Source organism: Paenibacillus sp. MAEPY2 (assembly GCF_000499205.1).
In the GTDB taxonomy this organism is placed as follows: Bacteria; Bacillota; Bacilli; order Paenibacillales; family Paenibacillaceae; genus Paenibacillus; species Paenibacillus vandeheii.
On the sequence record NZ_AWUK01000010.1, the window covers coordinates 117,401 to 136,900 of the forward strand.

General features: G+C 46.8%; 14 protein-coding genes. 11 read left to right on the top strand and 3 right to left on the bottom strand.

All coding sequences use genetic code 11. The features are described 5' to 3' along the window. Window positions 1–58: 58 nt before the first annotated feature. The 3 genes from P364_RS0107960 to P364_RS0107970 all read left to right on the top strand — a co-directional run bounded on the left by P364_RS0107960 (window position 59) and on the right by P364_RS0107970 (window position 5,333). Complete coding sequence (locus P364_RS0107960) at window positions 59–1,564, top strand: malate:quinone oxidoreductase (protein WP_024629610.1); 1,506 nt, start codon at window positions 59–61, stop codon at window positions 1,562–1,564. Between the two features lie 404 nt (window positions 1,565–1,968). Continuing rightward, the gene (locus tag P364_RS0107965) at window positions 1,969–4,068 is read left to right on the top strand and encodes a TerD family protein (protein ID WP_024629611.1); all 2,100 of its coding nucleotides are present in this window, start codon (window positions 1,969–1,971) and stop codon (window positions 4,066–4,068) included. 392 nt (window positions 4,069–4,460) lie between these two features. Next, on the top strand, window positions 4,461–5,333 hold the full coding sequence (locus P364_RS0107970; RefSeq protein WP_024629612.1) for a hypothetical protein: 873 nt from the start codon (window positions 4,461–4,463) through the stop codon (window positions 5,331–5,333). A 318-nt stretch (window positions 5,334–5,651) separates the two neighbouring features. Here the strand turns inward: P364_RS0107970 and P364_RS0107980 are convergent, their stop codons facing one another. After that, on the bottom strand, window positions 5,652–7,274 hold the full coding sequence (locus P364_RS0107980) for an extracellular solute-binding protein (protein ID WP_024629614.1): 1,623 nt from the start codon (window positions 7,272–7,274) through the stop codon (window positions 5,652–5,654). Window positions 7,275–7,291: 17 nt separating this feature from the next. After that, entirely contained in the window at window positions 7,292–9,631 is a 2,340-nt protein-coding gene (locus P364_RS0107985) for an AraC family transcriptional regulator (protein WP_024629615.1), read from the bottom strand. A gap of 240 nt (window positions 9,632–9,871) precedes the next feature. Between P364_RS0107985 and P364_RS38585 the strand changes: the two genes are divergently transcribed. Both P364_RS38585 and P364_RS0107995 read left to right on the top strand, forming a co-directional pair. Then, window positions 9,872–12,472 carry an S-layer homology domain-containing protein gene (locus P364_RS38585; RefSeq protein WP_029881638.1) on the top strand — a complete coding sequence of 867 codons (2,601 nt, stop codon included), beginning with the start codon at window positions 9,872–9,874 and terminating at the stop codon, window positions 12,470–12,472. A gap of 219 nt (window positions 12,473–12,691) precedes the next feature. Continuing rightward, entirely contained in the window at window positions 12,692–13,378 is a 687-nt protein-coding gene (locus tag P364_RS0107995; protein WP_024629617.1) for a GntR family transcriptional regulator, read from the top strand. Between the two features lie 30 nt (window positions 13,379–13,408). Here the strand turns inward: P364_RS0107995 and P364_RS0108000 are convergent, their stop codons facing one another. After that, on the bottom strand, window positions 13,409–14,173 hold the full coding sequence (locus P364_RS0108000) for an SDR family NAD(P)-dependent oxidoreductase (RefSeq protein WP_024629618.1): 765 nt from the start codon (window positions 14,171–14,173) through the stop codon (window positions 13,409–13,411). Between the two features lie 236 nt (window positions 14,174–14,409). Here P364_RS0108000 and P364_RS0108005 point away from each other — a divergent pair, with 236 nt between their 5' ends. The 6 genes from P364_RS0108005 (at window position 14,410) to P364_RS0108030 (ending at window position 19,469) form a co-directional block, all read left to right on the top strand. After that, a complete protein-coding gene (locus P364_RS0108005; RefSeq protein WP_024629619.1) occupies window positions 14,410–15,174 on the top strand; it encodes an SDR family oxidoreductase in 765 nt (254 codons plus the stop codon). A gap of 234 nt (window positions 15,175–15,408) precedes the next feature. Further along, window positions 15,409–16,374 carry an SMI1/KNR4 family protein gene (locus P364_RS0108010; RefSeq protein ID WP_024629620.1) on the top strand — a complete coding sequence of 322 codons (966 nt, stop codon included), beginning with the start codon at window positions 15,409–15,411 and terminating at the stop codon, window positions 16,372–16,374. Window positions 16,375–16,610: 236 nt separating this feature from the next. Next, on the top strand, window positions 16,611–17,087 hold the full coding sequence (locus P364_RS0108015; protein WP_024629621.1) for a hypothetical protein: 477 nt from the start codon (window positions 16,611–16,613) through the stop codon (window positions 17,085–17,087). 15 nt (window positions 17,088–17,102) lie between these two features. Then, the gene (locus tag P364_RS0108020; protein WP_024629622.1) at window positions 17,103–17,621 is read left to right on the top strand and encodes a hypothetical protein; all 519 of its coding nucleotides are present in this window, start codon (window positions 17,103–17,105) and stop codon (window positions 17,619–17,621) included. 257 nt (window positions 17,622–17,878) lie between these two features. Further along, window positions 17,879–18,694: an SDR family NAD(P)-dependent oxidoreductase gene (locus tag P364_RS0108025; protein ID WP_024629623.1), complete on the top strand. Its 816-nt coding sequence runs from the start codon at window positions 17,879–17,881 to the stop codon at window positions 18,692–18,694. Between the two features lie 40 nt (window positions 18,695–18,734). Beyond that, window positions 18,735–19,469 carry an SDR family NAD(P)-dependent oxidoreductase gene (locus P364_RS0108030; RefSeq protein ID WP_024629624.1) on the top strand — a complete coding sequence of 245 codons (735 nt, stop codon included), beginning with the start codon at window positions 18,735–18,737 and terminating at the stop codon, window positions 19,467–19,469. The last annotated feature ends 31 nt before the right edge of the window (window positions 19,470–19,500 follow it).

Sequence of the window (19,500 nt, forward strand, 5' to 3'; positions counted from 1 at the left end):
TGCCAAATCGATAACGCTTACATCCTTTTGGCAAATATAGGATATAAGGACGGTAGACATGAGCCAGGGACAAACGAGTACAGATGTTATCTTGATTGGTGCCGGAATTATGAGTGCAACTTTGGGAACTTTGCTTAAACAATTGGCACCAGACTGGAATATTAAGGTTTTTGAGAAGCTCGCCAGTGCGGGGGAGGAAAGCTCCAACGAATGGAATAATGCCGGAACCGGGCATTCTGCATTGTGCGAACTTAACTATACCGTTGAACGACCAGACGGATCCGTAGATATTAGCAAAGCCATTACGGTGAATGAGCATTTTCAAATCTCAAGGCAATTTTGGTCCTATCTCGTCAAAAGCAATCTGATTCGTAATCCGCGGGACTTCATTATGCCGCTTCCTCATTTGAGTTATGTACATGGAGAGCAGAATGTCCTGTTTCTAAAAAGACGCTTTGAAGCGTTAGCAAAACATCCGTTATTCGTGGGCATGGAATTCTCAGATAATAAGAAAAAACTGGCGGAATGGATTCCGCTGATGATGAAAAACCGCACGGGCAATGAACCGATTGCAGCCACCAAAATTGACTCCGGTACGGATGTTAACTTTGGTGCTTTAACGCGTATGCTAATGGAACACTTGAAGAAACAAAACGTGGATATCCACTATCAACATAGCGTGAAGAATATGAAACGCACAAGCAATGGATCTTGGGAATTAGCCGTGAAAAATCTGAAGAGCGGAACCGTCGAACGACACACAGCGCAATTCGTTTTCATCGGTGCGGGTGGCGGAAGCTTGCACTTGCTGCAAAAATCCGGCATTCCAGAAGGCAAACATATTGGCGGCTTCCCGGTGAGCGGCATCTTCATGGTGTGCAAAAACCCGAAAGTCGTGGAGCAGCACCATGCCAAAGTATATGGAAAAGCTTCGGTGGGTGCTCCACCGATGTCTGTTCCGCATTTGGATACCCGATTTATTGAGAATCAAAAATCGCTATTATTTGGACCGTTTGCCGGATTCTCACCAAAATTCTTAAAGACGGGTTCCAATGCCGACTTGATTACGTCCGTGAAGCTGCACAACTTGCTCACGATGCTCGCGGCAGGCGTCAAAGAAATTTCACTAACCAAATACCTGATCCAACAGCTCATGTTATCCAAGGAACAACGTATGGCCGAATTGCGTGACTTTGTTCCTGACGCCAAGAGCGAGGATTGGGATATGGTGCTGGCGGGGCAGCGTGTGCAGGTGATTAAGGACACCGCCCAAGGCGGCAAAGGAACGCTTCAATTCGGCACGGAGGTAGTGACTGCGGCGGATGGCTCGATTGCAGCATTGCTTGGTGCTTCACCGGGTGCATCGACTGCTGTTCATGTCATGCTGGAGATCCTCCAGAAGTGCTTCCCGCAGCATATGGATGCGTGGGAGCCAAAGATCAAGGAAATGGTTCCTTCCTATGGTAAATCGCTTGTGGAGAACCTCGATCTTCTAAACCAAGTCCATGCTTCAACCGCTCGAGTGCTCGGGCTGACGGCTGAGAAATCAGTCGTTCGGATGTAATGAGCTGTATGTAACCTGTTTGCCATGCGTGTGATAAAGAGCTAAGCCGGCTAAAAACCGTGCTTAGCTCTTTTTTTAATGTACCATCAGTTGTATGCCGATCTTCAGTACTGCTCGACACAAGTCAGAGAATTCCTTCTTAGTTTCGCATGTCGTAATACTTTCGCCCTGTTGGGAGATCGTGGAATCTGAGATGATGGGTTCATCAAAGGTTCGGGTCACGAACGTCGGACCTTTGGCCTTCAGGCTATGGCGATCCTTCCTTCTAACTTCATTGGCGAACTTAGGGTTGCCGCTTTCCTGAAGATCTCAATTCAGAGAGGAGGCGTCCAGGCTATCATATTCCTTCCTTCTTCAACAGACCTTTGAATCATAGGGATATGGCTTTCCTGGACTCTTTTATCATGAACAATACCATCTATTTGCGCAGAGCGAACAAACTCATGATCGAGCAGGAACAAGGGCAGAAACAGCTGCCGAAGGTTTATTTGGCGACTGCCCTTAAAAATATAGAAACGCTTGGATACACGTTCTCGGATGAGTTGATGCAAGCCGTGCGAACATTATCCAAGGAACAATTTGAAGCATTGGTGGCCCAGGTTGTGGCTGATCTGAGAATCATGGTCGGCGCGCATGTGGACTACAAACTGATGTACCCTGGATTTCCAGCGCAGGTGATGGAGGAAGATGAGGTGGAGCTCTACCTGAACGCCATCCTTCATTATCTGACCCTGGTATATCCGAATCGTGAACCCGTGGAAAGAGTGCCTTTGCTGGACAAAGTAAACCTGAAAGTCATTGGCCTCGGCAACAAGGCAGACTTCCAGACGCTCATGCGCCAACTGATCGAAGCGAAGGGCTCCATCTCGGAGACAGACAAAGCAGATATTGATAAGGTGCTGGAGCATTCGGAACCGGATGAAGTGGATGCGCTGTTGCCAGCCGAGATTCCTTTCAAGGAAAATGTGGGGTTCGTGGTAGCTTCCTTATTAAAGTATGAAAAGGCCAATATCGACCGGATCGGTCCATATTTCAGAACGGCAACGGATGTCCTTCGTCTCGCAGTGGCCTGGTCGGATGGCGATGTCAGTCTGGCTCTGGCTTCGCCTTTCCGTAAATTCAAACGGCGTGAGAGACGCCTGCTGCTTGGTCTTCTGGGGCAATGTGGTTCGATTACGGAAGATATGCTCCGTTACAAGGATCGCTGGATTCGTCTGGGCGAAATTCTGCATCCTTCGGAATATAAGCTGCGGTACCCGCAATGTGAGGAAGCTTTTGATATTTTGCGTAATAACAAGCCGTTTACGACCTTTAACGGGAGCGTGGAGCTTGCCTTCCAATACCAGAATGTGTGGAGTCTGATTGAGCTGTTGAAGCAGCGCCCGGGTGAATTTGCGAGAAGATTGGATCACCTGTTGCGCTCTACCACGGATAAGGAATATGTATTGCTGGCGTTCAGTGAAATTCTGGAGCACGTATCAACCCCGGTATTGCTGCAGGTAAAACAGCATTTTGCCCAGCGTAATGAGCCGCAGGATCTGCGTGTATTTTTCCCGAAAGGCAATGTAGCGAAAGCTTTTGCTGTTCCGAATCAGCTTCCGAAGATAGCCGAGGGCACTTGTCTCGACGTTGTGCAGATGTGTGAACTGGCGCTGGTGCAGCGTTTTGCCGTCCTTCCTTCGCTTGGGAAGACGTATGTCGATCCGCAGCTCCATGATTACCTGGTTCCCTTTTCCCAAAGATCGGCGAGCAAGGCTCTTCATACGATTGTACGGGGAAGCCGGGTGCCGATGGCGGAAGGAGATACGATTCGTTTCTTCAACTGGTGGAAGGAAGGGACCGTAAATGGTCTAGCAACGGGGCGCGTGGATATCGATCTGTCTGCGGTGATGTACGATGAGAACTGGAACTATGTGGAGCATATCTCCTATACGAATCTGCGTTCATCCAACTACAAGGCCGTTCACAGCGGGGATATCGTGACAGCACCTCATGGTGCAAGCGAGTTCATTGACCTGCATATTCCGTCGATTGTTGATTATGGCGGACGTTATGTGGTGGCGAGCCTGCTTTCCTTTACGAGTCATCCGTATTGCGATTTGCCGGAGTGTTTTGTGGGCTGGATGATGCGGAAGAAGCCGGGTTCCGGGGAGATTTTCGAGCCGTCCACAGTGGCTAACAAGATCGATATTACTGCGGATACGCAGATTGCGATTCCCGTCATTATGGATCTGGTGGAGCGTACGGTAATCTGGACCGATCTGGCGCTCACCAGACACCCGGATTACTACAATAATGTCGAGGGCAATCAAAAAGGGATGGTCCTGATGGGCAAAGCTCTGACTACGTTGCGTAAACCGGACTTGTACGACTTGTTCATGCTTCATGCTAAGGCCCGAGGTGAACTGGTGGACACGATAGAACAGGCGGATACGATTTATTCGGTGGAGCAAGGGATTACCCCATTCGATATCGAGCAGATTATGGCGGAATATTTGGCTTGAGTCGATCACATGTGAATATGAAAAAGAGCAGCGGAGAGCTGCTCTTTTCTGTCATTAGATGGTGGGAAGACCGTTCGATGCTTAGATCAAATGGTTTCGGATGAGGATTTTATCGTAGGACAATAGGACCGATTTTGATTAATAACAGATGTAATAAACAGTAAAATTAGGATTTTAGAAGGATGTATTAAGAAATGTAATTCTGATAACATGGGTTATTCCTACGGCATAATGGATCCTTTTTGGATGATCTTTAGATATTAAATTCTGGTTTTGGAGATGCAAATGTTAACAATTATATAGATTATTTGTATACCAGATCACACTGCAAATCTAAGGGTATTACTTGTGAGGTGCCAGTTGGAAGTATTTATTAAAATGGAGGAAGAAATATGAAAGTAAGAAAGTCATTATTAGCCGCTCTATTATTAAGTTCACTTTTTTCAAGTAGTGTATTAGCTAGCCCTAGTTCAACATCAAGTATACAAGATAGCTTGTCTTCAGAAGATATAAAGCCTGAAATCTTTGTGAGTGAAGAAGAAGCTTCGTATGATGCGTATTTGAGAGAAAATGGTTATCCGGAGAGCGTTATCACATTGCTTATCCCTGAGCAAAAAAAAGAATTAGTTGATGATGGAGCTGTTTATGTAACTAGCCAGACAGCTAAAGATAATATCACCGATTCTAAAACTTCAGGTTCAATTAGTCCACAAGCCTTACAAGATACAAATTTTTCTCATACTCTTGTTGTGAGTCGTATAAGAACAGCAAGCAAAGGGATAGCACAATTTACAGTGAATTATAATTGGAATTGGAAGTATAGCCCAACTTTTTCTGGTGTTGATAAGTTTGGATTAGCGTGGAACAATAATTATTCGGTAGTAAACAATTCTGCCAAGCACTGGTATAAACTAATTTATTATACCGATAAGAAAAACACATCAGGAGGAGTCACACAAACAGGTTATGAAACCATCCAGCCTGGAACAGGAATTGGATGGGATGTTAACTTAGTTAGTCGAGGTCTTCAACAAGAGCATCAAGGAGCGGCCTCAATGACTCTTCAAGTAGGGCATGATAATAGTGGGAATAAGATTACTAGTTCCATGGTAGGTAATTACTTTCATAAGAGGCTCGCAGTTACCTCCCCACAATTTACTTTTTCTAAAGAGCCTTCTGTTTCATTAAGTCTTGGCTTTAATTATGACGAAGCCAGACCAACTTCATTTACTTGGACATGGACACAAACTGACTTTTTAAAATGAGAGGTTTTGAATTTATGACTATTACACCTTTAATTCTTGTAGTTGTTGCTATATTTAGTTATGTATTTGTGTATTCTTTTTCAAAAGTTATCAACCCGCAAACTTCAAAAAAATATGTAACGTTAGCCAGTATTAGTTTTACAATTCTTGTGGTTATTTTGTTTAGTGTGTTCTTGGTTTTTTTTAGTGAACTTGCTCAAATAAATAAATAACATGATTATAAAACTGTATTTGGCGCGAAAAGGCTTCGGTTTAACTGAAGCCTTTTCGCGTTTTGTTTACTGAATGTAACTCAAAGTCCTTATATCCTGTTTCGTTTCATAATCCCTCATTCGCTTCCCGCAACACTTCCGCACCGCCTGAGGCCATAAATTCCTCTACGAAATCATCAAATTCGCTCAGTGGTCTCTCGCCTGTAATGAAGGAGATGTAGGCCTTGTTCTTCAGCTTGATCAGCTCTGCTCCGTTTTTGGCAAGGGAGGGGGTTGCTACCTCAAGCGAGTTGTAAATGCCGTCCTGATCCAGGCCGAGGGTCGAAGCCCATTGCTCTCGCCGACCGTTCTGCTTTAGGGGCAAGGTCATGCCCAGATTGGCGCCAATGCTGTTCTGATAACTGAACATCTTATCGTACGGAGGCAGAATGACCGTGTCCTGCGGATGCGTCTCAGTCCAGGTCCAGTGCGTGCCCTTTATCCCGAAGGCCATGGTAGCTGCCTCATTCGGATCAGGGTTGGCGCTAACATCATCCAGAATCCGAAGAATCGTCTCCAGCTTGCCCGGTTCCTTGATGGCGTCGGCGCCGATAGCCGTGAAGCTCATTAACATATCGTATCCCTTGGAGCCACGTTGTCCATGAGGTCCGGTAAAAGGTCTGCTGAATACCACCCGAGCCTCCGGGTTCTTGGCGGTCAGCTCTTTCACGTTAAAGGTGGATTGTACCGGAGTCTCTACGACATGGCCGTTCGAACCATAACTCCAATCCAGGTAATCACCGTCCTGAATCCAGTGATAATAATTTCCCATCGAGGTCATTCCGATCCTGCCGTTAATAAAGGCGTGGGACAGATGTTTATAACCACCTTTATTCTCCCCGGTAATAAACTCGGGATCGATTACACCGTCCTGGTACCATTTGCGCAAATATTGCAGTGCTTCTTTCATTTCGGGCTGAAGGGCGCCGATGACCTGCTCTCCATCCTTTATGCTGAAGTAGAGTTGATCGGCAAAGACAATCTGACCGAAAGCGCCAAATACTACGTTCATGCCTTCGCTGGACAGGCCATAGGTATCCTTGATCCCATTGCCGTCCGGATCATCGTTGGTGAAGGCGTATATCACCTTCTCAAAATCAGCCAGCGTTTGCGGAACCGGCAGGCCGAGCTTATCCAACCAGTCCTGCCGGAAAACGACTGGGGTGCGATAGATGTTGGTCGGATTAATGACGGGAATACCGTAATAGGTCCCATCAATCATTCCCGCATTTTCATAAGCAGGTTCATTTTCCCGGATGATCCGCATCAGGTTCGGTGCGTATGTGTTGAGCATATCGACAGGAATCTCGGCCAGTACGCCCTGTTGCTGGTACTTCAGCAGATCCTGCGGCTGGCGGATACGGAACAGGTCGGGAATGGCACCCTGGGCCAGCTGCATGTCGAGAAGGGATTCATATTTGCTATTTTCAAGGTTCCATACATCCAGGTCGACGTCAAATTTGTCCTCCACGTACTTGAGCATTTCCGCATCCTCCGGTACCGGAACATTTTGATGCATCGTCCATGATATGTGGTAGCGTGGAGTGGGAGAAGCCGAATCGGCTTCTTGCTTATCCGTCGTGGTCTTCTGCCCGAGTGGCAGATCGCAGCCGCCAAGGATACTAATCATACCTACCGGAATCAACACTATGAGAAGCGCGATAACGCGCAGCCATCCCTTTTTTTTCATCCGCTACCTTCCTCGCCCTAAGATCCGGCTTCCGCGATTTCCGCCGAAGCAGTCTTTCGTAAATAATGGCCTGGCGTACAGCCGTACATTTCCTTGAACCGTTTAATGAAATAGGCAGTAGTTCCGTAACCGACGGAGCTTGCGACCCGTTCAATGGTCATGTTGTTGTTCTCAATCAGTTCTTTGGCCCGTTCCATCCGCCGGGAGGTGACATAGTCGGTATAGGTGATGCCAAGTTCCTCTTTAAAAAGCTTGCTCAAATATTTGGGACTGATGAAAACCTGCGCCCCTACGACCTCCAGTGACAGATCTTCGGACAGATGCTCCTCAATATATTGTTTCGCCATCCCAATGGTGGAGACGGCCCGCTCGCTGTTCCGGTTCTCCGTTTCGGAGATGAACACCGTGACTGACTCCACCAGCCAGTCGCGATATGCCACGATATTGGCGATACTGATGTACTCATGGTACAGATCGGGATGACCGAGCTGAAGGGGGTGCTTATAACGGACATTTTTCACAACATCTGAGTAGACAAATACCGCGTTCGCCAGCATAAAATGGCAATAGTCTGCGGGATACAATCCTTCCCTCATTGTGGAAATGAACTGATCAACGGCTGCAACAGCCTCTTCCGGCTGCCTGGCATGAAGCTTGTCCCTGAACTTGGCAAGTATGGCCTGCGGAATTTCATCCATGTTGTGCTCTCGCTGGAGAATACTGCGATCCTTCAGAATAAGGAGCTCAGGCAGGAAATACGCGTATTTCATCAACGCTTGTGCCTCGCTGAAGCTTTGATGCACCTCGGCCAGCTCCTGCACCCAGGAGCCTGACGACAGCTGGATATCGAGCTGGAATTGCTGTCGTGCTTCTGACAATAGAAGATGGGATAGCTTGTTTAGCAGCGGTTCAGACGCTATATCGGTACATAGAATAACCGCCAGCTTCTTGTCCGGCAGCTCCTCGGCAATGAGGCGACTTTCCGGCAGAGACAGGGACTCCAGCCCATGAATCAATCGCGATATTACGGATGGCAGGTTCTCTGAACTAAGTCCCCTATGGGCTACCTCGGTATTCAGAAGCAAGCAGCAGTATCCATGATATGGCTGTGAAATGCCCAGTGCAGTCCGTTCCTCTTCCCACTGTTCTCGGCTATAGCCGCCGTGCAGTAGATTCAGTACAGCGTTGTGCTTAATTGCCGGGCTGTTCGCCAGCAGCGTTTCCTCAAGGCTGCTCACCTTATCGCTCAATTGCATGAAGGCACTGTCGATCAGGCGGTATTCATTCGTAATGTGCTTCGAAGCCGGACCGGATAGGTCCTTAATTCGGCTGACGAGGCGCTTAATCGGGCTGTAGTTGGCTCTGACCAGTACGGCTGACAGCGCCAGACCGATCAAGATGGTGATAATACAGATGCCAAGGATGAGCTTCTGTATCATAATCGATTGCTCATAATAAAAGCTGGCTGGCATTGCGCTATAGATAGTCCAGCCTGTCGATGGCAGGGTCTGGTAGGACGCGACAACCGATGTATTGCCAATCTTGTCGTCAAAGCTGCCCTTCACTTTACCGGATTGTAATGCTTTTTTGATACTGGCAAAGTATTCCCCCGGCTGCTCCAGAATGTCTGTATAGGCATTGCTGATTGTGTTACCCATCGGGTTAACGATAAATGTGCTTTTGTATTGTGAAGGCATCATATTCTCGATGATGCTGCTAATCGCGCTTTCTTTTACATCTATTGCAATATAGACATCTCCGGTTTCGCCTGTGGACTGAAAAGGATAGCTGTGCGCGTACGTAAACAGGGCGTTGCTGCTGTCACCCGGCAGGCTGGAGAAAATGTCCTGCGGCACCTGACGCGAAGCCGTCCACAGGCTATTTTGCTTGCTGGTACGCATGTCCTGAAGCCAATCTGCATAATATACCGCGCTCTCACCTTGATCGGCGTTATAGCGCAGCCCGTAGAGCGACGAAAGCATGATGTTTTGTCCAGGATAATAGAGATGTATGGCCTGAATGATGTCCGCGTTGCCGGCTACCTTGGATTTCAGCAACTCCTGAAGATCGATGACGCTGTCCAGTCCGCTCCGGGTAGACGGTTCCGCGAACAGACGAATATCCGCAGACTTGTTGAGTGACAGGTCCAGATAGATTTGTTGTACCCTTTGCAGGATCGTCCCTTCAATGGTTCGCGTTGTATTTTCCAGAATCAGCTGATTCTTGTTCTGCAATTCTTCATTGTAACTGCGCGAAAAATAGATATAGAAGAAAGAGCATACGAGCAGGACAATGACGAGCACGATAGATACGTACGATACCGCCAGGCCGGCCCATGCGGAGCTCCATTTTTTCATGAGGCATTCCTCCCGGCGACGATTATACACTACACGATTGCCCTTCAGTTCATGATTTTTATTAAGAGAATGTTAAATGTCGAAAAAAGGCGATATTGATCCTAAATTGATACAATGGCGAAATTGTTTTATTGCTGGTTGAAGGGGCCTGATGCTACATTGAGACCGATTCGAGACCAACTACAAAACGATGGGAGTCGAAAAGAATTGAAAACGAAAGCCAACAAAAACAAAAAGAGAATGTTAGCCGCTGCTGTGGGTGTAGCACTTATCTCCAATTCATTCGCATCAAGCATTGCGCTTGCAGCGTCGGATGATACCACAATCCCGTTGCCGGCCGAGCCGGCGTGGGGGTACTTTGTAGATACGTATAAGAGCAACAGTTCCGCCAACACAACAAAAGAAACCAACTCGGCCATTGGCACACTGTCCAAGTTTCTGGACCTATGGACACCAGGCGACTCCTGGAACAATGGTACGAAGCTTAACGAGAAGGTACTGGACTACAACATTCAATATGTAGCGAATATCGCAGCAACACGTACTCAAGCGGAGGAGGATGCCGCTTACTATACGGACCGTACGAACCAATCCTACGGTGCGACCGAGGGTCTGGGTTCGCTGGCCAATGTGTATCGTGAAAAATCAGGCACATATACCACAATTACGAGCATACCGGACGATGCCACGACAACAAAGTATGATGATGGTAATACCACGAACAAAGCCGGAGATTCGAATTCCGAGTTGGGCAAAATAGTAGATCTGGTTGGAGCCTTGCGGGGTAACGCCGCATCATCGAATCCATCAAAAAATTTCTTCAATTACATGCGTCCTTTCCGCTGGCTAAATACGAATGAAGTTGTCGTGCCAACGCTGAGACCGGCAATCAAAGATGAGAAAGATGCAGCCTCTGACGGCGGCTTCCCGAGCGGGCATACCAATGCTTCCTACCTTGCTGCGCTTGCATTAGCTTATGCGACTCCTGAACGGTTCCAGGAGTTGGTAACCCGTGCATCGGAAATGGGCAACAACCGGGTAGTTGCCGGAATGCACTCCCCGCTGGATGTCATGGGCGGTCGTGTACTCGCAACGGCCTTGGCAGCAGGTGCTCTGAATGATCCAGAAAATGCAGACCTGAAGCAAGCGGCGTATGATCAGGCGCATAACGTATTGTTGAAAGAGACTGGCTCAGCAGAAGATCGTTTTACCGACTATGAGAAAAACAAGGCTGATTATACCCAGCGTCTGACCTACGGGTTCGAGCAGATCAGTTCCACAACGGAGCCTGTGGCGGTACCTAAGGGAGCAGAAGTGCTGACTGAGACCAGACAGCCTTATCTGACAGATCAACAGCGTCGTGCTGTGCTAGCAACAACGGCAATAGAATCAGGCTATCCTTTGCTTGATGATCCGGAAGGCTGGGGACGTCTTAATCTATTTGCGGCAGCAGACGGATACGGTGCATTCAATAGCGATGTAACGGTAACGATGGATGCCAGCAAGGGTGGTTTCAACGCCATGGACATTTGGCGGAACAACATCTCCGGTACGGGCAAGCTGACAAAGGAAGGCAGCGGTACCTTGAAGCTGCGGGGAGCGAACACCTACTCCGGCGGTACCCAGGTTAATGCAGGTACATTGGAAGGTGATACCGCTACTGCATTCGGGAGTGGCGATGTGGTCAACAGCGGTGGTACGGTTACGGAGAGCGTAACTGGGAAATGGAATATTGAAGGCAACTTCACACAGGTTGCTGACGGTACGCTGGAGCTGAACGTAGCTTCCGCAAATGACGTACTCGATGTTAAAGGTACGGTAAACACCTCCGGATCGCTGCACGTGAACTTTACCAACAGCTATGTGCCGAGTCCAGGTGTTGTAACGCTTGTAAACTATGGCGCTAATCAGCAAAGTGGAAAATTTGCCTCCGTTCAGGTAGAGGGTCTGCCAAGCAAATATAGCACTCAAGTTATGTATCTAAGCAACCAGATTGCACTGTCTATTACGGATACAACAAATCCAGGCACAACGACACCATCGACACCTGGTACAGGTGGCGGTTCAACTACGACACCAAGCACAGGTGGTGGTTCAACTACAACACCAACTAACCCAACAACGGATTCTGATACAGATTCGGGTACAGTTACAACACCTCCTACAACGGAACCAACGGTACCTCCTGCAACACAAGTCAATCCGTTCAAATCCGGTGTAGTTAGCCAGGAAACGGTTCTGAAGACACTTAACGAAGCCATTGCTGCAACGAAAAATGAAACTAAAACCTTCAGTGATATCACGGGTCACTGGGCCGACAGAAACATCAGTGCTGCCATGAAGCTGCGCATGATTAACGGTTATGCCAACGGTAAGTTTCAGCCTAATGCATCCGTTACCAGAGCGGAATTCACCGCTATGATCGCTCGGGCATTCGGTCTCGGCGAAAGCGCTGTTTCGGCCAGCTTCAAGGATACCAGCTCGAACTGGGCTGCGGGTTACATCGATGCTCTGGCTGATAAGGGAGTAATCGGTGGCTATCCGGACGGCAGCTTCAAGCCAAATGCAACAATTTCCCGCGCCGAGATGGTGGCAATCATTGCTCGCATGCTCAATCTGAATGCGCTGGCGACCAGCACACCAGCCAGCTTCAACGATGTGGATAGCAGCAATTGGGCTGCAGATGTGATTGCACAAGCTTCATCTGCGAACCTTGTTCAAGGATTATCATCCTCCGTGTTCTCGCCGAACGGCAAAGCGACAAGAGCTGAAGCCGTGACGTTGATCATTCGCGCACTGGAGAGCGACAGCTCAATCAAAGAGCTGATCGAAGGCTTGTAAAAGCATATATATGCTATTCGCTGGAGTCGAAGGCTCAGCTTCATTGAATAGCGCATCCATATAACTTCAAAGGGCGAGCTGGTTCCGGTAATACGGACCAGCTCGCTCTTTTGATATTGTTTTGGTTAACACTCCATATTGCGATATAATAATTCATAATGAAAACAGCCTGTCCACATGTATCATGAAATATGAATCAGTGTAGAAGGGATAAAAGATATGCAAAGCTATCATTTCTCTTCATTATTGAATAATGAGAGAAGCCAATTGCCAGATCAAATTGCGAATTATATATTAAAAAAAATATTTATTGGCGAGCTGGTTCAAGATACTCGATTAATTGAATCCAACATAGCCAAAGAGTTAAATGTAAGTAATATTCCAGTTAGAGAAGCATTCTACATCCTGGAAAGCAGAGGTGTGATCGAGCGGCTGCCAAGAAGGGGCGTGCGTGTAAAGGCGATTTCCGAAGAGGAGATGGCGGACTACACAACTGCCTTGATTGAACTGTTCCGAATTGGAATTGATTATTCCAGATCGAAGTGGGATGGAGATAATAAGGATCAACTTCAGCAGTATTTAAGAGAAGCCAAGGAACAGCTAAGCCAAAAGAACATTTTGGAATACGTTGTGAAGGTGCATCAATTATGCGGTTATGTCTTTCAGGTCGCTGGAAACAAAGCATTTATCAAATTTTACTCGGATATCACGTTTATCACCAATGTCTACTCCCAGATGAACTGGGGCGATGTGGAGCGAACGAAAATTCGCAGCCTGTACCTGGAGGAGCTTGTGAATGCCCTAGTCCAGGACGAATTTGAAAAAGCAAAAGAATCATTCGAGATATTGACCAGACAATCCTTGACTATCCAAAATGAAACACAAGAAAGAGACAGTCTACAGTAATCGTAGCTGTCTCTTATTGGTTTCGAGAGCTTAGTTAGCCATAACGCCGCCATCCACAATGATCTCTGTACCCGTTATGAATTTGGATTCTTCGGATGCAAGGAACAGTGCTGCATAGGCGATATCAATCGGATCGCCAAAGTGTCCCAGAGGCGTTTTGTTCAGGTAATATTGCTTGGCTTCTTTCGCCTCGTCTGTTTCAAGAACAGCAGACATCGGTGTTCTGATCTGGCCCGGGCAGATTACGTTTGCACGCACATTGTCTTTACCATAATCGACTGCGATGTTTCGGGTCATCCCGATGAGACCGGCTTTGGCAGCCCCGTAGCCTGTCCCTCCTTGTCCACCAATTAGACCACCGATGGAAGAGATCGTAACGATTGAACCGCCTCCGTCCTTAATCATTTCGGGAATGGCATATTTGCTGCCCAGGAAAGCCCCCTTCAGGTTAATACCAATCAGTTTGTCCCATTCATTCACGTCATGTTCAGCGGCCTTGGCTACAAATGGACCTGCCACCCCTGCCGTATTGACCAGAACATTGACTTTGCCATACGTATCTACAGCCGCTTTAATTGTGCTTTCCCATTCCTCAGGTGAGGATATATTCAATTTGACCGCAATGGCATCCCCGCCACTGGCTTTGATCTCGTCAATTATGTTCTGAAGACCTTCCATATTCATATCAGCACCAACCACTTTTGCACCTTCTTTGGCAAATAAACGAGCCTGTTCAGCGCCCATACCACTGCCTGCACCTGTGATAACTGCCACTTTACCTGATAATCTACCCATGATAACGCCTCCAAATATGTGTAGTAGTATTCGTTTATATAATAAATTATATATAATATATAATTTTATGTCCAATAGATTTTCGATTGGATTGAAATAGTAAAGGATGAATGATCAGATCAGATATCGTTTTTATATCGCTCTTCTCAGAGCCAGACGAGGAATTAAAGAGCAACATCTCAAAAAAGGCACCGTGATATAACTATTCTTGTCATTAGAATAGAGGAGATGAGCACATGGACGTATTAAAAGATAAAATCGCTTTAGTCACGGGGGCAAGCCGGGGAATCGGCAGAAGCATTGCGTTGCGGTTGGCTCAGGAGGGCGCATATGTTGTGGTTCACTATGGAAACAGACAGGATGAGGCGGAAGCAGTCGTTCGCCAGATTGAGCAACATGGAGGCAATGCCTGCGCTGTGGGTGCTGACCTGAGAACGATGGATGGCATTCATCACTTATTTGCTGCGCTGGATGAGGTTATTCAGAATCAGACGGAGGCCAGTGGATTCGATATTCTGGTGAATAATGCGGGGATTGGGCAGATCGTTGGGATCGAAGAGACGACAGAAGCGTCCTACGAAGAGGTCATGAATCTTAATGTAAAAGCACCACTTTTTGTGACACAGCAGGCTTTGTCCCGAATAAATGACGGGGGGCGAATTATTAATATTTCATCCTTTGTAACCAGGGTAGCTTCTCCAGGAGTATTTACGTACAGCGTGTCCAAAGGAGCGATTGATACATTTACGCTGCTTCTCGCGAAGCAACTAGGGAGCCGTAATATTACGGTCAACGCCATCCAGCCGGGAATTATTAATACCGAGATGAATGCTGGGACGTTGCAGGATACGGAGGGGCAAAAATATGCGGCTGGCCTTTCCGCCTTTGGCCGGTGGGGTGAGCCGGAGGATATTGCAGATATTGCTGCATTTCTGGCTTCACCGGATAGCCGTTGGGTAACGGGACAGTTGCTTGATGCAAGTGGCGGATCGCATCTATAACCGGATGGCGGATGAGCCTTCTTAAATGAGCTTGAATGAGCTTTGGCAAGATGAACGTAGTTATAGGAATTCTAGGGGCGCTTACCTTTCCGGTAGCGCTCTTATTTCTTTTTATAATACCTAATGTTACAGATGTGCGTACTTCTCGAAAATGGAGAACATATGCTTTTTTTGGAGTGGACAGCACCTAAATGCTATAATTTCTACAACGAATAAGAGAGGGAGGCAAGATCAATGAACGATGAACTCTTGGAACGGCTAGAGGCCTGGCATGATCAGGATGAATTTGAAGAGATTGTGGATGCGATTACACAGGTTCCGGAGGAGGAGCGGGATTATATTCTGGTCAACCATTTGGGCAGAGCGCTGAATAATATGGAGCGTTACCAGGAGGCAGTGGAGCAATTCCTGTCGGTTGAAGAAGAGGGGCAAAATGACCCGCTTTGGCATTACCGTATTGGTCTGGCGTATTACTATTTGGAGCAATATGAGAACGCGCGTGAAGCTTTCGAAGCAGCGGACCGATTGGAGCCGGGAGATGAGGATACACAGGAGTTCCTGGAATGGATTCGGAATAAAACAACAGAGGAGCCCGCACAGGAATCGGAAGAGGAGCCTGTGGAAACACTGCACTCTGTGACTGAAATCAACATCGAAGCTGCACCTGGTATCCATCCTGATTCGACGAGCTTTTGGAATGACAGTCCAGCAAACGTCGATCAATATGTGTTGTCCCCGCCTACCGATGAGCAGATTGAATCCGTGGAGGAGCAGCTGGTATTCAAGCTGCCGACATTCTATATAAACATGATGAAACTACATAATGGTGGTGTACCCTACTATCGTTATTTTCCGGTTAGCCAGGCCGGGAATGATGGGAAGATCTACATTGAAATTTCAAATATCCTGGGTGTTGGACGTGAGAAGGCACATTCATTGGGTGGAGAAGCAGGCAGCCGGTTGATAATCGAGCAGGGTGGTTACCCGGAAATCGGTGTCGTCCTGAGTGAGTGCCCGTCTAAGTCTGAGGTGGTGATGCTGGATTATCGTGAATCCGGTAATGCTGGCGAACCTGAGGTTGTTCATGTAAATAAAGCAGAAGGCTACAAGATCACTTGGCTCGCTCCAAATGTTGAAACCTTTATTCGTGGTCTGGTGAATGAGGAAAAACAACCTGCAAACCTTGAGGGTTCACTGTAAAGAGGGTTGTAGCTTCCTGTTATATACAATATTGAAGAAGCTGCATCCCCGTAATAAAGGGTGCAGCTTTTTTAGTTGAGAACTTCCCATGTCATGTGGTAAAAGAAGCACGTAATGTTGATGGTGAGATCATCGTATGTTCTGTTTAGGAGCGTTCAGGCAGCTCCCGCGTTGATTCTTCCCCGTAAAGCTCCATGGAGAAGTCTGAAGAAAGAAAAATAGTATTTGTGCCACCAATGAATTATATAGTTCAAGTGACAGACAAGGGCAATCAGCAATACTTTGGTATGGAGAATAATTTTCAATCCTTGCGTGATATTACTGAAGCAGTTGAAGTCAATATGGACGAATTACATCAAAAATATGAAACCATCCGATCTGAAGAAAATCGGGAATACATGGATCAAATTCTACAGAATTATATTAGCGCTCGGGCTACCGCTGCGGTTGCCAAAGAAGAAGTAAGTCTTACTGTCGAAGCCAATCAATCCATGTTTGTACCCGTACAGGATGGTTCGGGTTACAGTTATGGAGGAAACCACGAATACGAATGGCATTGGATGACGATTACCAAGTATTATCGAGATACTACAGACAGTAGATGGATTGCTGTTTCGACTTGGGGCCAACGCAGGAGTATTAATTATCGAACTCATTTTGATGCCATAGCAGGGAACCGTACATTAGGCGGAGGATTCATGTATTTCAAATAAAGAGCAGGTGATTATATGTCTGGCATCAAACATGGTTCAGGAATAATGCACGTAGTGAATATTCTGGCTCTGGTTCTTTTCTTGACGGCATGTACTTCTTACACCAAAGTCTCTTCAGAAGAAGTCAAATCTTTTCGGCAGGATATCGAGCAAAATTTTCCTGCTATTCACAAGACCGAGATTCGTTATTCCACACCTCGGGTCGAAGTCGCTTATACGGTCAAAACAGAACCGGATGAAGAAGAGATTCATCGACTTTTCACTCAAACCGCAGCATTTATGACTAGTCCTTCTTTTCAAAGTGAAATTATTGATGCACAGTACCGTAGGAAATATCCAAGCTGGGGAGATCCAGAGCTTGCCGTGACTATAACCTTGCGCGGAAAGGATATATCTGCTTACCAGTTTACTTGTAAGCCAGAGAAATCCGAATCCGATTCTGGTAAAGCGACATATGCTCAGTGGTACGTTCAGACACGGGATGACACTGTGGGCAAGCCTTATCCCGACTCTGGGATGGAGAATGAAAAGTGACATTATCAAAATTTCTCAGGAAACATGGAACAAATACTGATTAAGAGAATTGATTCTATACAGTCCTCAGATCCATGAGGGCTGTATTTTTTAAACACTTCGTTTACTTCGTCATAAACATCCAAAATAAGGATACTGGGCCGGATGCGTTGCAGAAAGACCATTCCTCTGTTATTATTTAGACATCTAATATTTAGTCATCTAAATAATAGACAAGTTATATATTTTCGGTTTCTTTACGAAAGGAGCTTGAGATTATGTTAAGAATGAAAGACAAAGTAGCCCTCGTTACTGGAGGCGCTTCTGGAATAGGATTGTCCGCAGCCCAATTGATGGCGAAAGAAGGAGCAAAAGTCGTTATTGCTGATTTCAATGTTGATGGGGCAAAGGAAGCAGCAACGAATATTCAGGCTCAAGGCGGAGATGCAGTGGCCGTTTTTCTTGATGCCGGAGATGAAGCTTCGATTAAGGAAGCTGTGGAATTTGCGGTTCAACAATATGGTAAACTCACATGCCTGTTCAACAACGTTGGCCTGACCAATCTGAAGAAGGATTTGGACGTGGTCAACGTAGATCTGGATGAGTGGGATCGGCTGATGAACGTCAATTTAAAAAGTGTGTTACTCGGTTGCAGATTCGCTATCCCTCATATGATTCAAGCGGGTGAAGGTTCCATCATTAATACAGCTTCGATGGCTGGTTTTACGGGAGATACAGTTCGGGTTGCCTATGGTGCTTCAAAAGCAGGCGTTGTGAATCTGACAAGGTATATTGCCACCCAATACGGCAAACATAACATTCGTTGCAATGCTGTCGCACCTGGCTTGATCTTGACCCCGGCAGCCCAGAATAATATGCCTCCAGAGGTATTGGATATGTTCGCAAAATATAACGCGCTGCCCTATCACGGGGAGCCTGATGATATTGGATACACCGTCATGTTCCTCGCTTCGGATGAGTCCAAATTCATTACCGGACAGACCATTCAGGTTGAAGGCGGGCATTATATTGCCAATCCAACTGTCCCGGATTTTGAGCAGTTTATGAACATGCATAATACGCTGAACAGCTAAAGTGAATTCGTCAAATAAAATATAGTTAGGAGTGTTTCATATGGGAAGATTAGATAACAAAGTAGCCATCATCACTGGCGGGGCATCGGGCATCGGAGAGGGCATGGTTGACCTTTTTGCCAAGGAAGGCGCCATCGTTATTGCCGCAGACATTAATGAGGAAGCACTGGAGAGAGCAGGCCAAAAAGCAAATGTGTACGGAATGAAGTTGAACGTTTCATCAGATGAAGATTGGCAGGCGCTGGCGAAAGAAGTCAACGACCGTTTTGGCAAAATCGACATTCTGGTCAACAATGCGGGCATTTCTTCAGAGAAGCCGTTTGAGGAAATCGATGCACAGGATTGGCAAAAAATGCTCTCCATCAATGGTTTTGGTCCATTTGCTGGCATGAAACATGTCGCTCCTTATATGGCAGCGCAGAAGAAAGGTTCTATCGTCAATATTTCTTCCTACACCGCTTTGATTGGACAAGGCTTTAACCACTACTCGGCATCCAAAGGCGCGGTACGCGCATTATCCAAAGCGGCGGCGACAACCTTTGGTCGTCAAGGTGTTCGGGTGAATGCTTTGTTCCCTGGGATCATCGAAACACCAATGACTCAATCCTTGAACACGTCGAAGGAACTGCTTGAACGACTAATTCAGGCAACGCCTTTACAACGTCTGGGTCAGGCTATCGATATTGCCAACGCCGCATTGTTCCTGGCTTCGGATGATTCCTCGTACATTACAGGATCTGAGCTGGTTATCGATGGTGGATACTCAGCCCAATAGCGTGTAGAATGATGACAGCCCTTAAGTTGAA

What these genes read in the sequence shown, in the direction of transcription:
- P364_RS0107960 (WP_024629610.1), top strand. Translation starts at nt 59, where the DNA reads ATGAGCCAGGGACAAACGAGTACAGATGTTATCTTGATTGGTGCCGGA.
- P364_RS0107965 (WP_024629611.1), top strand. Translation starts at nt 1,969, where the DNA reads ATGAACAATACCATCTATTTGCGCAGAGCGAACAAACTCATGATCGAG.
- P364_RS0107970 (WP_024629612.1), top strand. Translation starts at nt 4,461, where the DNA reads ATGAAAGTAAGAAAGTCATTATTAGCCGCTCTATTATTAAGTTCACTT.
- P364_RS0107980 (WP_024629614.1), bottom strand. Translation starts at nt 7,274, where the DNA reads ATGAAAAAAAAGGGATGGCTGCGCGTTATCGCGCTTCTCATAGTGTTG.
- P364_RS0107985 (WP_024629615.1), bottom strand. Translation starts at nt 9,631, where the DNA reads ATGAAAAAATGGAGCTCCGCATGGGCCGGCCTGGCGGTATCGTACGTA.
- P364_RS38585 (WP_029881638.1), top strand. Translation starts at nt 9,872, where the DNA reads ATGTTAGCCGCTGCTGTGGGTGTAGCACTTATCTCCAATTCATTCGCA.
- P364_RS0107995 (WP_024629617.1), top strand. Translation starts at nt 12,692, where the DNA reads ATGCAAAGCTATCATTTCTCTTCATTATTGAATAATGAGAGAAGCCAA.
- P364_RS0108000 (WP_024629618.1), bottom strand. Translation starts at nt 14,173, where the DNA reads ATGGGTAGATTATCAGGTAAAGTGGCAGTTATCACAGGTGCAGGCAGT.
- P364_RS0108005 (WP_024629619.1), top strand. Translation starts at nt 14,410, where the DNA reads ATGGACGTATTAAAAGATAAAATCGCTTTAGTCACGGGGGCAAGCCGG.
- P364_RS0108010 (WP_024629620.1), top strand. Translation starts at nt 15,409, where the DNA reads ATGAACGATGAACTCTTGGAACGGCTAGAGGCCTGGCATGATCAGGAT.
- P364_RS0108015 (WP_024629621.1), top strand. Translation starts at nt 16,611, where the DNA reads ATGAATTATATAGTTCAAGTGACAGACAAGGGCAATCAGCAATACTTT.
- P364_RS0108020 (WP_024629622.1), top strand. Translation starts at nt 17,103, where the DNA reads ATGTCTGGCATCAAACATGGTTCAGGAATAATGCACGTAGTGAATATT.
- P364_RS0108025 (WP_024629623.1), top strand. Translation starts at nt 17,879, where the DNA reads ATGTTAAGAATGAAAGACAAAGTAGCCCTCGTTACTGGAGGCGCTTCT.
- P364_RS0108030 (WP_024629624.1), top strand. Translation starts at nt 18,735, where the DNA reads ATGGGAAGATTAGATAACAAAGTAGCCATCATCACTGGCGGGGCATCG.